Consider the following 15,377-nt stretch of genomic DNA (forward strand, 5'->3'; position numbering starts at 1 on the left):
GCGCTTTTTTAATAAATATTTTTTCGGTAAAGGTAGGTGGAACAGTATGTGTACAAGTATTTTACAAATTGCAAAAGATGGCACACATGTGTTATCACGCACAATGGATTGGCCACAACTTGAAAATTCACCAATGTTTGTGCCAAGAAAGTATAAGTGGCATTCATCTTTTAACAGACATTTAATTCAAAATAAATATGCCTTCATTGGCGGTGGTGAGTTAAGCAGTAAAAGAACAGATATTGCAGATGGGGTTAATGAATTTGGTTTAAGTGCGCAAAAATTGACGTTTGGTAATGGTGCCAATTTTGTGGATGATATTGATAATGACAAGGTTCAAATTGCACCGTTTGAATTTATGTTCTGGTTATTAGGCAATTTTAAGTCTGTTGCCGATATGACAGCGCATATTGATCAAATTCAATTGATGTCAGAAAAAAATAGTGTTATCAAATATGGTAACCCAGAATTGCATTATGCAGTCACTGATACAACTGGGGCTGTCGTTGTTGTTGAACCGACAACTTGGCCAATGAAAATTGTGGCGAACCCACTAGGGATTGTGACAAACAGTCCCTATTTTGAGCAACAAATTAAACAGTTAGAAAAATATGTTGAGTTTAAACCAGAATTTAAAGCAGGAACTATTGGTATCAACGTGCCAAAGGTGACAACTGGGAAACTTTCTGGTAAAGCAACCCCACCAGGCTCATATTCACCAGGCGTTCGTTTTTTGAGAGCGGCTTATTTAAAAGAACGAGCTGATCAGCCTAATGATGAGAATGAAGCCATCATAACAAGCTGGCATTTACTTGATAGCGTGACAGTCCCGCAAAATCGAGGACATCAACAAACTTTTTCTGTATATCGTGCAGCTACTGTATCAGAAAGTCGTAGCTATTATTTTCAATCGTATCACCAGGGGAGTATTACCAAATTACAATTAACGGATGAAATGCTAGCTTGGACAGAACCAATTGTATACGAGGTGCCCGACGAATTATCAGTTAATCAATTGAATTAATCGATTCTGAAATAATTAGGATCAAGAACGCTCAGCAAAATTTATTTTACATGGGCTTTTTTGTTGGCAGTCTGGCCTGTGGTTAAGCTGTAATCAAAAGGTGAAAAATGGTATACTTTTAATTATGAGAATATTAGTTGAAACAGTGAATGAAACACAAGAAATAGCTGCAAAATTAGCAAAAAATGTTAAAGCAGGAGATACAATTTTATTATCAGGTGATTTAGGAGCTGGTAAAACCACTTTTACGCAAGGATTTGCGAAAGCACTGGGTATTAAACGGCCAGTTAAAAGTCCAACCTTTACATTAGTACGTGAATATCAAACAACACAATTTCCTTTGTATCATTTAGATGTTTATCGTTTGGGTGAAGAGGGCAACGCTGAAGACCTTGGTCTATCAGAATATTTTGGTGGTGAGGGAGTTGCGTTGGTTGAATGGTCACAATATATTAAGCCAGACTTGCCTGATGATGTTTTAAAAATTGTTTTTGAACGTGTCCCAAACTATGACACAAAACGTGTTATTACACTGACAGCAAGTGGTGATAAATCAGTCGCCTTGTTGTCTGAAATGGAGAAATAATGGAAGTTTTTGTTCGTCCAGCTGACCGGCAAGATGCCGTTAATTTAATGCATTTGATTTTTCAACTGCAAGATGAATCAAATACCTTCATTGTTGAACAAGATCTAAATCAAATTGAAGTGCAGGAAGAAGCGGATAATATTGATATTTTACAAACAACAACCAATAATATAATGCTTGTATCCAAAACAGAGACCGGTCAATTAGTTGGGTTAGCATCGGCAGCCGCTATGCCAGGACAACCCAAAGTTGCAGAAATTGGGGTAGCTGTCATAAATGATTTTCAAGGACATGGATTAGCACAGGCAATGTTAGCAGAATTGTGCGATTGGGCACAGACATTCAGTACAGTCGAAAAAATGATGCTAACTGTTCAAACTAGTAACGCTGCAGCAATTCATATTTATGAAAAAATAGGATTTAAACGGGTAGTTGGTTCAGAAAAAATGGTTTTAAATAGCGACCACGAAAATGTACCGGCTTTTGATATGACTTTAGTAGTCGTAAAGTAATGAGGTGTAAAGATGAATTTTGTCGCAATGGATTTCGAAACGGCTAGCGCTAAACGTCATAGTGCAGTCTCACTGGGGTTAGCAATTGTACGTGATAATCAACTTGTTGATGAGTTTTATACGTTGATTAAACCGGATACGATATTCGATAGACGAAATACAAGTATTCATGGTATTTCAGAAGTAGATGTCATCAATTCACCAGTATTTCCTGAAGTATGGGAAAAGATTAAACAATTTTATACACCTAATCAGTTGGTTATTGCACACAATGCATCTTTTGATAATAGTGTCTTGCGGGCAACGCTTGCTCATTATGACATTACACAACCACATTATTTATCGTTAGATACTGTACGGACATCGCGCAAACTTTACCCTCAGTTGACTAATCATAAGTTAAATACAGTTGCTGAAGCATTAGCAATTGATCTACAGCATCATCATAATGCGTTGGATGATACGGTTGCTGCTACAAAAATATTAGTTAAACAAACAGAAGTTTTTGGTGTAGAACCACTAAAACAATTGGTTAAAGTAATTTGATTGAGGGAAAAAAATGAAGACGTTGATTGAAATATTTCCAAAGTATAATATTCAAACGGATGTTAAGTTAGGAAATTATACCAACACGCGTGTTGGTGGGCCAGCAGATTGGTGCTTTTGGCCAAAGACACAAGCAGAATTAAAAGAAGTTGTGCAATATGCAAATGAACAAAATATTTTGATAACAGTACTAGGAAATGCATCAAATTTGGTTATTACAGAGGATGGATTATCTGGATTAGTTATTTTCTTGACAGAAATGAAACAGATTAAAGCACTCGGTAATCATATTGTTGTAGAAGCAGGCGCCTGGATTATTGAAACAGCTCAAATGGCCTATGAATATGCTTTAACAGGTCTAGAATGGGCTGCAGGGATTCCAGGTTCTGTCGGTGGCGCCGTGTTTATGAATGCGGGTGCTTATGGTGGACAAATTGATCAAGTGTTAGAAAGTACAGATGTGATTACAGCGGATGGTCGGCTCAAAACATATGCAGCAGCAGAGTTAGCATTTGGTTATCGGCATAGTTTGATTCAAGAAACTGGTGATATTATTGTTAGCGCAACTTTTGTATTAAAGCCGGGGAAAAGGTCAGTTATTGGCGCCAAAATGGCAGATTATAATGAGCGTCGTGCTCAAAAACAGCCATTAGAATTTCCATCATGTGGTTCAGTATTTAAGCGACCAACTGGATATTTTGCTGGCAAATTAATCATGGATGCTGGGCTACAAGGGTATCAAATTGGGGATGCGCAAGTGTCAACTAAACATGCTGGTTTCATTGTAAATCGGGGGCATGCAACAGGAAGTGATTATGTTAATTTAATTAAACATGTTCAGACAACTGTTTATCAAACATTTAAGGTTGATTTGGAAACTGAAGTTCGAATATTGGGTAGAAAATAGGAATTAAAAAGGAGAGTGCGAATGGCGTTACTACAAACCGTTGTAGGCCTGACATTTTTAGTCGTGTTAGGTAATGTGTTAGGTTATTTTTTTAAAAAAATTCCGGTTAGTTTATTTCAAATTGCTTTAGGATTATTAGTAGCTATTTTTTTAAATGTTAAAATTGAACTTGATACAGAATGGTTTTTGCTTTTATTTATTGCGCCTTTGCTTTATTCAGATGCATGGCGTTTCCCCAAAAAAGAGTTATGGGAATTGAGGGGACCAATTTTTGGTAATGCTATCTTATTGGTTTTTATTACGACAATTATTGGTGGTTTTTTAATTTATTGGATGGTACCAGAATTACCATTGCCGGTCGCTTTAGCGATTGCAGCTATTTTGTCACCAACTGATCCAGTAGCTGTATCTGCAATTGCATCGCAAGCAAAGTTACCACCGTCAATTATGCACTTGGTAGCTGGTGAAAGTTTAATTAATGATGCTAGTGGTCTGGTCGGCTTTAAATTTGCTGTTGCAGCTGCAACAGCTGGTACATTTTCTTTGTGGGAAGCAACGGGCGAGTTTTTCTATGTTTCAATTATGGGAACCTTAGTAGGGGCTCTAATGGGATTTATCCTTAATGCGATTGGAGATTGGTTATCTTCGCATGGTAATAATGATGTTTCTTTACGAGTTGTTCTACAATTATTCACACCATTTTTGGTATACATTTTAGCTGAAGAGATTCATGCATCTGGTGTTATTGCAGTAGTTGTTGCGGCCATTATCTTAAATATTCATACAAAATATGATGTGGACTATACTGGTGAATTACATGTTGTTGGTATCAACACGTGGAATGTTTTTGGTTATTTATTAAATGGGTACATATTTGTTATATTAGGAATTGAATTCCCCTTAGCCACACATCTAAGTGCAGCTATCTCACTACCAATGGCATTATTCTATTCAGTGGTAACTTGGCTAATTATTTTCGGTATTCGTGTGACTTGGACTTATGTAACGCAATGGGTGCGTTTAAAAAACCACAAAAATGAAACAGCTTCATGGCGAGTGGCCTTAACATCTGGTTTGACTGGTGTGCGTGGAGCTGTTACTATGGCCGGTGTGTTATCTGTACCATTGGTAACAGATAGTGGCGCACCTTTTCCACAGCGAGCATTGATGTTGTTCATTGCAGCTATTACGATTATCTTATCTTTGATTATGGCGATTGTCTTACTACCTATTGTTGGTGGTGAAAAGAAGACACAAGTCCCACCAGGAGCAACTAAAGCGAAAGCGAAAGTTGCTCAGCATATGTCAGAACCTAGAGCGCGTGTCTACGTATTACAGTCGGCTGTTCGTGAGATTGAGGCTCGTCGTCGAGAATCCAATCAAGCGGTTGTTTATGATATTATTCGTCGCTATCAAAGTCAAATTAGACAATTGCAACTGCAATTTATGAAAGCTGATAAAATGAGTCCAATTTTGGATGCAGAAATGACGCTACGAGAATTTGCATTAGAGACAGAACGCGGAGCAGTGCAAAGATTATTAGTAGATGAGCGGATTTCACCCTTAGTGTTTGCTAGTGAAGGCCGTCGTATTGATCGAGCTGAATCAGAATTAGATGATTTGGTCACACATGATCGTGGTAAACGAACATGGCGTCAAATTCGGCGATTTTTCACTGGCTTTGGTCGGATGATTCGTGTCTGGTTAAGTGATGATTCCTCAGATAAATTGTTGTCAGAATATCAATTAGCTCGCCATGAGGCATCAAAGGAAGCAATCGCTGCTATTTCGAAATATATCAGTACCGATGAAGCGCAAAGTTCACATCTTGATCAAACTGCGGCGTATAATTTAATTATTATGTATCGTGCTCAAATTGAACGTGAACGTCATGGTCAATCGAGTGTTAAAAATGCTGAAGCACTTAAAATGGAGCTCGAATTAATTGGTTTAAATGCGCAGCGTGAAGCAGTACAACATTTGACGGAAGCTCATTTTATATCTAGTACAACTAGTTTGAATATCCGTCAAAATATTAACTTTACTGAAGCAGGTATGTTAACTAATTTGGAAGAGTAGGAGTTAAGATGAATTTTGATATTGAGACCCTGTTAAAAAGCATAAGTATTGTCCGTATTATTGATGTGCTCATCGTTTGGTGGGTACTATATCGATTAATGATGTTGATTCGCGGGACCAAGGCAATAACCTTGTTGCGTGGTGTGGCGATTGTTATTATTGTGAAAATTATTAGTTGGTATTTTGGTCTAGCCACAATTTCATGGTTAACCGATCAAGTTATTAATTGGGGAGTGATTGCTTTAGTTATTGTATTTCAACCTGAGATTCGTCGAGGACTAGAACATCTAGGTCGTTCCGGGTTGTTTAGACAAAAGCAAGCTTATCAATCAGAAATGCGTTTGGTAAATGAATTAGATGATGCCATTCAATATATGTCAAAGCGCCGCATTGGTGCCTTGATTTCAATTGAAATGGAAACTGGTTTAGAAGAATATATTGAAACAGGTATTCCAATTGATGCAGAAATATCTAGTCAATTATTAATTAATACGTTTATTCCAAATACACCTTTACATGATGGTGCAGTGATACTAAAAGATAGTCGTTTGGCAACTGCTGCAGCTTATTTGCCATTATCAGATAGTGCCACAATTCCTAAAGAATTAGGAACGCGTCATCGTGCCTCTGTTGGGATTTCTGAAGTAACAGATGCATTAACGATTGTTGTTTCTGAAGAGACCGGTGCAGTATCAATTACGAGAAATTCGGAATTGATGCAATCGTTGTCACGTGAAGATTACCGTAAGTATCTTACCCGCCAATTGGTTACTTCAGATGAAGAAGCTGATAAGTCATGGTGGACACAAGTGCAATCTTTTTTAAAGCGAGGAGATAAGTGATATGAAATGGCATACGGATAAAATAGTATATGGCCTTTTGACTCTAGCTGTTGCTGTCTTTATGTCCGCTTATACTGATTCACAAGCGTCATCTAATCGACGGACGGATAATCAAACAGAAGGTTTTGCAAATATTAGTAAAATAGCATCATCTAAAACTGATAAAGTAACAGTACCCATTCAATTTACGGGCATTAATACAGATGACTTTTACATTAGTGGTGCACCAGATAACGTTGAAGTGAGTGTTAGTGGACCAGCAGCGTTAGTTACTGCGGCTAAAAATACAAAAAATTTTCAAGTAGCAGCTAATTTAAAAAATTTATCTGATGGTACACATACAGTAACGTTAAAAGTAGTTGGATTAAATAAGGACTTAACTTATAAAATAAAACAACCCAAAGTAAATTTGACAATCTATAAGCGAACGTCATCTTATTATTCAGTAAAAACAAATTATAATAAGGAAGCAATCGCTGATGGTTACACGGTAGGTACTGTGACAAGTTCAGTTAATAATGTACAAATCATGGGCCGGCAAAATGCCATCAATGCTGTAGATAGTGTGGTGGCAAATGTACAGTTAGAACGTGATACAAAAAAGACAACAAAACAAAAAGTCACTTTGCAAGCAGTTGATGTGAATAACAATCCCGTTGACGTTGCCGTGTCACCACAAGATACAACTGTAAAAATCCCGATAGAGAAGGGGAATGGTACGAAACAAGTACCGTTAGATCTAAAAACAAAGAATGGCAATGCTACTGAATTTACACTATCTGGTTCAGTAAACGAAGTTGCTGTAAAAGGCAATGTTGATGTGTTAAATAAATTAAAGAGCGTCCAAGCGGTCGTTGATTTATCAAACATTACAGCAGAAAGTGAACAAGAAGTGACAGTTAAGGTACCAGATGGTGCTGAGAGTGTAGAACCCAAGACAGTATCAGTAGTTGTTACACCTAAGGAGTAAGAAAGTTATGGTTGAATTACATTATTTTGGAACAGATGGCGTACGCGGGATTGCTAATAAAGAATTGACACCTGAATTAGCATTTCGATTAGGTCGTATGGGTGGTGCTGTATTAACACGCCACGCCGTTGATCATCGCCCACGTGTATTAGTAGGACGTGATACACGTATGTCAGGCCAAATGTTGGAATATGCACTAATTGCAGGTTTATTATCTGTTGGTATTGAAATTCAACGATTAGACGTTATTTCAACGCCAGGTGTTGCGTACTTAGTACGTGCCCAAAAAGCTGATGCGGGTGCTCAAATTACAGCATCTCATAATCCAGCTGAAGATAATGGGATTAAATTCTTTGGTTCTGATGGTATGAAACTATCTGATGAGCTGGAAGCTGAAATTGAAGCTTTATTAGATGCACCAGAAGATACATTACCTCGTCCAGCAGCAGAGGGTCTCGGATCCGTTTCTGATTTTAAGGAAGGAACTGCTAAATATTTGGAATATTTACAAACAACTATTCCAAGTAATCTTGATGGTATGAAGTTAGCTATTGATGCTGCTAATGGTGCTACATCTGGTTTGGTAGCTAATTTATTTGCAGATATGGGTGCTGATTTTGAAACGATGGGAACCAATCCAGACGGACTTAATATTAATAAAAATGTTGGCTCAACTCACCCAGAAACATTGGCTAAATTTGTTTTGGAACATGATGCACAAGTTGGTCTTGCTTTTGATGGCGATGGTGATCGTTTGATTGCAGTGGATGAAAAGGGACAAATTGTTGATGGTGACCAGATTATGTTCATTGTTGGTAAGTTTATGTCGGGTCATGGTCGTCTAAAGCAAGATACAATTGTTACAACTGTTATGTCTAACATTGGTATGTATAAAGCGATGTCTGCTAATGATATGCACTCAGTTAAGACTGCTGTTGGTGATCGTTATGTCGTTGAAGAAATGCTCAAATCTGGTTATAACTTGGGTGGTGAACAATCTGGACATGTTGTGTTTTTGGATTGGGCAACAACCGGTGATGGTATGTTAACAGCCTTGCAATTACTACACGTAATGCAAGAGACTGATAAATCATTATCAGAATTAGCAGCCGAAATGACTATTTATCCACAAAAATTAGTCAATGTTAAAGTGCAAGATAAAAAAGAAGCTTTAGATAATGAGGCTATTAAACAAGTGATTAATAGTGTTGAAGCTGAAATGGGAGATGAAGGTCGTGTACTAGTACGTCCTTCAGGAACACAGGATTTGTTGCGAGTTATGGCAGAAGCACCAACCCAAGAGTCTGTTGACGCATATGTTGATCAAATTGTTGCTGTTGTGCAACAAGAAGTTGGTGTTCAATAATGGCAGAAGCCTTTCAAACCTTAGATATTATTGAAGAAATCACACGTAATGATGGTTCCTCGTATAAAGAAATTGGTAATTTATTACATAATGGTCAATCAGAATATGCGGTTGAAGAGGGCATGATTAAAAAAGTGCGTATTTTGAAAATTAATATTCCACATTCTACTAATGTAATAAAATATGAAAAATTTGTGAATGAAAGTTTTGAGATTCCAACCAACGTTGCCATTTCTGAGTTTACTGAATGGCAACGTTCACCAGAAATGGATGAATTAGTAGAAAAAATTTTAGCAGAAAATAAAGTTAGTTAGTTATAGTTTAAGAGCTAGAAAGTTTTGTTGTTAGTCCTAATTTTTAGGACAATATAAATTTTCTAGCTCTTTTTATATTGCTTTTTAACCGTTCTAAATGGAATTTTGGTATTATAAAGGGATAAGCTATTTAGTGAAAGGCTGGTTGGTCATGAATATTGGGTTATTTACAGATACATATGCACCACAAGTTTCAGGAGTTGTCACATCAATTCAAACGTTACGTCAACAACTGACTGCACGTGGTCATCGTGTATATATATTTACATCTACTGATCCAAATGTACCAAAGGATGTTTTAGAACCAGATGTTTATCGGTTCCCAAGCTTTCCTTTTATTGGATTTAAAGATCGACGATTGTCATATCGAGGTGGGATTCAGGCCATACAATTGGCAAAAAAATTACAATTAGATATTGTGCACACGCAAACTGAGTTCTCATTGGGATTAATTGGTAAATTAGTTGCACGGCAACTAAAAATACCAGCAGTACACACATTCCATACAAATTATGAGGATTATTTACATTATGTTGCTAATGGCAAAATTATTAGGCCTGCAAGCGTTGCCGTGATTGCACGTAGTTTTATGATAGGAATGACCGGTGTTATCGCACCTTCTAAACAAACGTATGATACTTTGACAAAATACAAAGTATCAGCCCCTATCGAAATTATCCCAACTGGTGTTAACGTAAAACATGCTGAGTCCGAAGATACAAGTAGTCAATTACGACAAAAATTAGGGTTATCATCTGATACCCCAGTTGTTTTATCTTTAGGGCGTATTGCCTTTGAAAAAAATATTGATACGGCACTATCAATTTTTGCTGAAGTATTGATAAAAGTCCCCGATGCAATTTTTTTGATTGTTGGTGGTGGACCAGCAATGGCAGCATTAAAAGATCATGTTCGTTCTTTAGAAATTTCAAATAATGTTATTTTTACTGGGGAAGTTGATCATGATGAGGTCTATGGCTATTACAAATTAGCAGATGTTTTTTTATCAGCGTCGATTTCTGAAACGCAAGGCTTGACTTTTATTGAAGCTATGACAGCTAATACACCCGTTGTTGCAATACGTAGTCCGTATTTAGAAACAGTTGTGATTGATGATAATATTGGCGCATTAGCTGATGATAGTTACGAATTATTAGAACCAGTTGTTAATTATTTGATGGCGAAACAAGCACATCGTATAATTGGTCAACCGTCGATTCGTGAAAAAGTATTATATGACATAGATGCGGTAACATTTGGACAACGTGTGTTAGATTGTTACTCTGAGGCATTGGTTGTCTACCATGAAGAGGAGGATATGGAAGAAGCAACTAGTAATGATTTGGAATATGCAAAATCATTTTTAACTAGGACGTCTTTCCATAAAGAAGGAAAATGATTCGAATTACAATGTTTTCTGCTGCGGAGACAGTTCCTGGACAGGGCGTTGGCTCAGCTTATCGAGAACTCGTTAATTTATTAACTGAAAAGTTTCCAAATGAATTTGAGTTGAAATTTAACAACTTAGCTAAGACAGATATTAGTCATTATCATACGATTAATTTGGGGTTTTTCTTGAATACTTTCTTACCTGGGCGTGGTACTAAGGTCGGATACGTGCATTTTATTCCAGAAACGCTTGAGGACTCAATTAAGTTATGGTGGCCCTTTAAAAAGATTTTTTATTGGTACATGATGACATTTTATAAGCGAATGGATCAAATTGTAGTCGTAAACCCAGTATTTATTGATAAGCTAGTTGCACTAGGCGTGAAACGGGAAAAAATAACATTTATACCAAATTTTGTTTCAAAAAAAGTGTTCTATAAACAGCCAATAATACAAAAAACAAAATTACGACAAAAGCTAAATTTACCTGAGCAAGGGTATACTGTGTTGGGCGTTGGCCAAGTTCAAGTTCGCAAAGGTGTCCTTGATTTTATTCAGTTAGCAAAAGATAATCCCGATTGGACTTTTGTTTGGGTAGGCGGTTTTTCGTTTGGATCAATTACAGCTGGATATGACCAATTAAAAAAAGTAATTGATAATCCACCAAAAAATTTGATTTTTCCAGGCATTGTTGACCGCTCGTTAATGAATGATTATTATAATGCAGCGGATGTATTTTTATTACCAAGCTACACGGAATTATTTCCAATGTCGGCCTTGGAAGCTTTTAGCACAGGAACGCCCACTATTTTACGAGATTTAGAATTATATCAGGCAATTATTGCAGGATATTATTTACCAGCTTATGATCGACAAGCTATGCAAACTCAGTTGGACAAGCTTGCAAAAGATGATGGATTACAAGAACGCATGAGTCAACAGTCATTGTCAGCATCAGAGTATTATTCTGCTGAACGTGTTTCTAAAATATGGGAAGCTTACTATACAGCGCAAGTTCAATATAAAAATAATGAGGTAAATTAATGACAAGGCGAAATAGTATTGTATTCGTTTTGATGATGATTGCTGGTGTCGGGATATTTTATTGGTCGTTTAAAAGTGTTAGCATGAAACAATTGGTTCATGATTTAGGTAATGCTAATTGGTGGTGGCTATTGGTGGCGGTATTAGCAATGGTAGTTTATCTATTGATTGAATCAGTAGTCGTTAAAATTTTTGTAGATGATTCACATGAAAAATTGTCATGGTCGAATGCTGTGCGTATACCATTAGTAGAACAGTTTGGTAATGGTATTACACCGTTTGCCGCTGGTGGACAACCAATGCAACTGATAACGTTAATTCAGGCGGGTGTTGATCCAGGTCGCGCAGGATCAATTTTATTGATGAAATTTGTTGTTTACCAAGCGATGATAGTTGTTAACTTTTTCATAGCCATGATTGTTGGTTACGAATTCATTGCTGATAAATTGAAAGCATGGGCCTGGTTCCTCGTGTTGGGATTTTTAATTCATTTTATTGTTATTGTTGGTTTGCTTTTGGTTATGTACTGGCCGAGTCTAACAAGAACATTGGTTAAAATTGGGTTTAAACCAGTGCGATGGGTTAAACCTGATAAAGTAACGGAATGGCAAGCTGTGGTCAACGAAAAAATTGATAACTTTCATTCAGAAAGTGTCCGAATGAGTCATGATTGGTTAGTTTTGCTAAAAACAATTATGTTGACTATGGTGCAACTATTAGTTTATTATCTAATTCCGTATTTCATATTGTTAGCCTTAGGGGCGGAACATGTTAATATTATTTTAGTAATGGCGTTACATGTGCTAATAGTGATGGTTATTTCACTATTTCCAATTCCAGGTGGTACAGGAGGAGCTGAGATTGGCTTTTCAATGATTTTTTCAACATTCTTGCCCAATGCAGGGTTGTTAGTTTGCGCTATGGTCTTGTGGCGTATCATTACATACTATTTGGGGATGTTTGCGGGAATTGTTGCTTTTAACGTCAAGACAAAATAACGGAGTTAAACAAATGGCAATAGAAAATAATTTAGATAAAATAGTCCATCGTATTAATGCGATGGTGCAAGACCACCAAACAACGCTACAACAACGTGACTTTAGTATTTTTGGTGTTTTGGTCGTGACTGTTTTATATGATTCAGAGTCAGGCATGTTTGCGTTGGAAGTTAACCAAGAAAAACATAAGCGTTTTGCCTTTGATGATGTTGATTTATTAGCTATTGACGTCTATGAAGCATTGTCAGAATTTAAGGAAACCTTTTAAGACTGGCAATAATTTATGGTCTTTTTAATATGACACTTGTTTAATTGTTAAATTAGATACTGAATTTTTAAAATTAAATGGCTGCTTAGCAGTTAAAACAGTTTGGAGAGAATATAATGCAACGAGTTATGTTAGCCATAAAAAAGAAGTGGCCTGATTTTAATGCCACTGTTGGCTTTTTCTTGTTATCTGTATTTTTGGTATGGATCAAAACTTATTGGGCCTATAAAACAAGTTTTTCTTTAGGTGTTAAAGGAACCCTACAAGAATTTATTTTAATTTTGAACCCATTGCCGACAGCAATAATCCTTTTAAGTATTGCTTTGTACTTTAGAGGTAAAGTAGCCTATTGGTTAATGATTTTAATTAATTTAATACAATCAATATGGCTTTTTGCTAATATGTTGTATTATCGTGAATTTTCAGATTTTCTATCTTTGAATATCATTAATTCTGGTGGTTCAGTAGAAAATAATTTAGGTAAATCAATTGCTGAAATCATTAGTCCATTTGATTTTTTAGTATTTTTAGATATTATTATTCTAATATTGCTAGTATTATTCAAACGTATTAAATATGATAAGGTGATTGTACAAAAGCGATTTGCAGCATTAACAACGTTGTTCGGTGTTGTTTTGATGTTAGTTGGTTATGGTATATCAAGTAAAGATCGATCAGGGATTTTAACACGAACTTTTGATAATAATTATATCGTTAAATACCTGGGACTTAATGAATACGCTGCTTATAACATGTTTAAAACTAAGCAGACGGCTGATGTCAAAAAAGATGCTGATGCACAAGATTTAAATAAAATTAAAAACTATCTAAAAGATAATCAGGCTTTACAAAATGCTGCTTACTTCGGTAAGGAAAAAGGCAAAAATGTTATCATGTTCCACTTAGAGTCGTTTCAACAATTTTTAATTGATTACAAAGTGGATGGTGTGGAAGTAACGCCTAACTTAAATAAGTTCTATCATGATCAAAATACATTATCATTTGATAATTTTTATAATCAAGTTGGTCAAGGTAAAACAGCGGATGCTGAAATGATGTTAGAGACCGGTTTGTTTGGAACAGCTTCAGGATCAGCAATGGTTAATTATGGTACGTCAAATACGTACCAAGCAGTTCCTGCTATTTTAGATCAGCAAGGGTATACGACTGCATCTTTGCATGGGGATGTTGCTTCATTTTGGAATCGTGACAATACCTATAAATCATGGGGATACGATTACTTCTTTAGTAAGCCATATTTTAAAAATGCAGATAATGCTAATTACAATATTGGTTATGGTATGAAGGATAAGATATTCTTGAAAGATTCTGCAAAGTATCTAGAGCAGTTACCTCAGCCGTTCTATTCAAAGATTATTACGGTTACAAATCATTATCCTTATGATTTGGATAAGCAAAATATTTCTATTGCTAAAACTAAGACTAACGATAAGACTGTTGATGGTTATGTACAAACGGCACGTTACTTAGACCAATCATTTGCTGAATTCTTAAACTGGATGAAGAAATCAGGCCTATATGATAATTCAGTTATTGCCTTGTATGGTGATCATTATGGTATTTCTGAAAATCATAAGGCAGCTATCGCAAAACTAACTGGTAAGAAAAGTACAACTAATTTTAATTTAGCAAACTGGCAAAAAGTACCTTTTATGGTGCATGCACCAGGATTAAAGGGTGGTGTTAATCATACGTATGGTGGTGAGATTGATGTCATGCCAACTATTTTGCACTTGTTGGGAAAATCAACGCAAGATAATATTCAGTTTGGACAAGATTTGCTAAGTCCAAATCGACGTCAAATTGTACCATTTAGAAATGGTGATTGGGTATCAGCTGAATATATGAAGTATGGTGGTGATTATTACGTCACAACTACGGGTACAAAGATTAAACCTCAGGAAGATCCAAGAGCTAAAGAAATTATTGATCAGACTCAAGCATATGTTAATAAAATGTTAACTTATTCTGATGACGTACAAACAGGCGACTTACTACGTTTTTATAAGCCAAATGATTTTAAGAAGGTTAATATAAAAGATTATTCTTATCAGCGAGCTAAAGGAATGAGTTTGTTGCAAAAGATGAATAAGGAACACAAAACATCACTTAAATCGCAACATGATAATAAGTCGACATTAAAAGACTATGTAACGGATGCTCCAGAATTAGGTGGTGAGCCACAAACTATTCAAGATGTTTCTTCATCATCGGAGTTGTCTAAGACAGACGAGAATAATGGTGAGGACGATGAGGCAAATGCAACGCCCGCAACTGATATTCAACAATAATTAAGTTAATGGGTATCATTTAAAATCTCATTGGCATACTGCAAATTTATTTTTTGTGGTGTGCCGGTGGGATTTTTATTATGGGTTAAATGATTCATTAGCCGGTGACCTTTGATATAAAAATGTTCGTGAAAATTAAAATAAAACGGCTCTATGTCAAACAGCGTGAAAATCGTGAAATTGACTTAAAGAGTTTGTGAAATATAGCTTGCGAATCTGA

General features: G+C 36.1%; 15 protein-coding genes. All 15 read left to right on the forward strand.

Annotated features, from left to right (window positions below; genetic code table 11):
- Positions 1–46 precede the first annotated feature (46 nt).
- The 15 genes from FFM61_RS05145 to FFM61_RS05215 all read left to right on the forward strand — a co-directional run bounded on the left by FFM61_RS05145 (position 47) and on the right by FFM61_RS05215 (position 15,157).
- Entirely contained in the window at positions 47–1,024 is a 978-nt protein-coding gene (locus FFM61_RS05145) for a linear amide C-N hydrolase (protein WP_074427569.1), read from the forward strand.
- A 124-nt stretch (positions 1,025–1,148) separates the two neighbouring features.
- Positions 1,149–1,610: a tRNA (adenosine(37)-N6)-threonylcarbamoyltransferase complex ATPase subunit type 1 TsaE gene (gene tsaE, locus FFM61_RS05150; RefSeq protein WP_074427570.1), complete on the forward strand. Its 462-nt coding sequence runs from the start codon at positions 1,149–1,151 to the stop codon at positions 1,608–1,610.
- Entirely contained in the window at positions 1,610–2,122 is a 513-nt protein-coding gene (locus FFM61_RS05155; protein ID WP_074427571.1) for a GNAT family N-acetyltransferase, read from the forward strand. The genes tsaE and FFM61_RS05155 overlap by 1 nt, the downstream gene beginning before the upstream one ends.
- Positions 2,123–2,134: 12 nt before the next feature.
- Positions 2,135–2,668, forward strand: coding sequence for a 3'-5' exonuclease (locus tag FFM61_RS05160; RefSeq protein WP_074427572.1), 534 nt, complete (start codon positions 2,135–2,137; stop codon positions 2,666–2,668).
- Between the two features lie 13 nt (positions 2,669–2,681).
- Positions 2,682–3,575: a UDP-N-acetylmuramate dehydrogenase gene (murB, locus tag FFM61_RS05165; RefSeq protein WP_074427573.1), complete on the forward strand. Its 894-nt coding sequence runs from the start codon at positions 2,682–2,684 to the stop codon at positions 3,573–3,575.
- A 21-nt stretch (positions 3,576–3,596) separates the two neighbouring features.
- Positions 3,597–5,654, forward strand: a complete 2,058-nt coding sequence (locus FFM61_RS05170; RefSeq protein WP_074427574.1) for a Na+/H+ antiporter — start codon at positions 3,597–3,599, stop codon at positions 5,652–5,654.
- A gap of 8 nt (positions 5,655–5,662) precedes the next feature.
- Positions 5,663–6,496: a diadenylate cyclase CdaA gene (gene cdaA, locus FFM61_RS05175; protein WP_074427575.1), complete on the forward strand. Its 834-nt coding sequence runs from the start codon at positions 5,663–5,665 to the stop codon at positions 6,494–6,496.
- A 1-nt stretch (position 6,497) separates the two neighbouring features.
- Positions 6,498–7,466, forward strand: a complete 969-nt coding sequence (locus FFM61_RS05180) for a CdaR family protein (RefSeq protein ID WP_074427576.1) — start codon at positions 6,498–6,500, stop codon at positions 7,464–7,466.
- Between the two features lie 7 nt (positions 7,467–7,473).
- Positions 7,474–8,832 (forward strand): phosphoglucosamine mutase, encoded by a 1,359-nt coding sequence (glmM, locus tag FFM61_RS05185; protein ID WP_074427577.1) that lies wholly within the window; start codon positions 7,474–7,476, stop codon positions 8,830–8,832.
- Positions 8,832–9,146, forward strand: a complete 315-nt coding sequence (locus FFM61_RS05190) for a hypothetical protein (RefSeq protein ID WP_074427578.1) — start codon at positions 8,832–8,834, stop codon at positions 9,144–9,146. Before glmM ends, FFM61_RS05190 begins: the two co-directional genes overlap by 1 nt.
- Before the next feature lie 151 nt (positions 9,147–9,297).
- Positions 9,298–10,545, forward strand: coding sequence for a glycosyltransferase family 4 protein (locus tag FFM61_RS05195; protein ID WP_074427584.1), 1,248 nt, complete (start codon positions 9,298–9,300; stop codon positions 10,543–10,545).
- Positions 10,542–11,579 (forward strand): glycosyltransferase family 4 protein, encoded by a 1,038-nt coding sequence (locus FFM61_RS05200; protein WP_074427579.1) that lies wholly within the window; start codon positions 10,542–10,544, stop codon positions 11,577–11,579. Before FFM61_RS05195 ends, FFM61_RS05200 begins: the two co-directional genes overlap by 4 nt.
- The gene (locus tag FFM61_RS05205; RefSeq protein ID WP_074427580.1) at positions 11,579–12,577 is read left to right on the forward strand and encodes a lysylphosphatidylglycerol synthase transmembrane domain-containing protein; all 999 of its coding nucleotides are present in this window, start codon (positions 11,579–11,581) and stop codon (positions 12,575–12,577) included. The genes FFM61_RS05200 and FFM61_RS05205 overlap by 1 nt, the downstream gene beginning before the upstream one ends.
- 13 nt (positions 12,578–12,590) lie before the next feature.
- Positions 12,591–12,845: a DUF1797 family protein gene (locus FFM61_RS05210; RefSeq protein WP_074427581.1), complete on the forward strand. Its 255-nt coding sequence runs from the start codon at positions 12,591–12,593 to the stop codon at positions 12,843–12,845.
- A 116-nt stretch (positions 12,846–12,961) separates the two neighbouring features.
- A complete protein-coding gene (locus FFM61_RS05215) occupies positions 12,962–15,157 on the forward strand; it encodes an LTA synthase family protein (protein ID WP_074427582.1) in 2,196 nt (731 codons plus the stop codon).
- Positions 15,158–15,377 lie beyond the last annotated feature (220 nt).

Source organism: Weissella hellenica (assembly GCF_005405545.1).
GTDB lineage: Bacteria > Bacillota > Bacilli > Lactobacillales > Lactobacillaceae > Weissella > Weissella hellenica.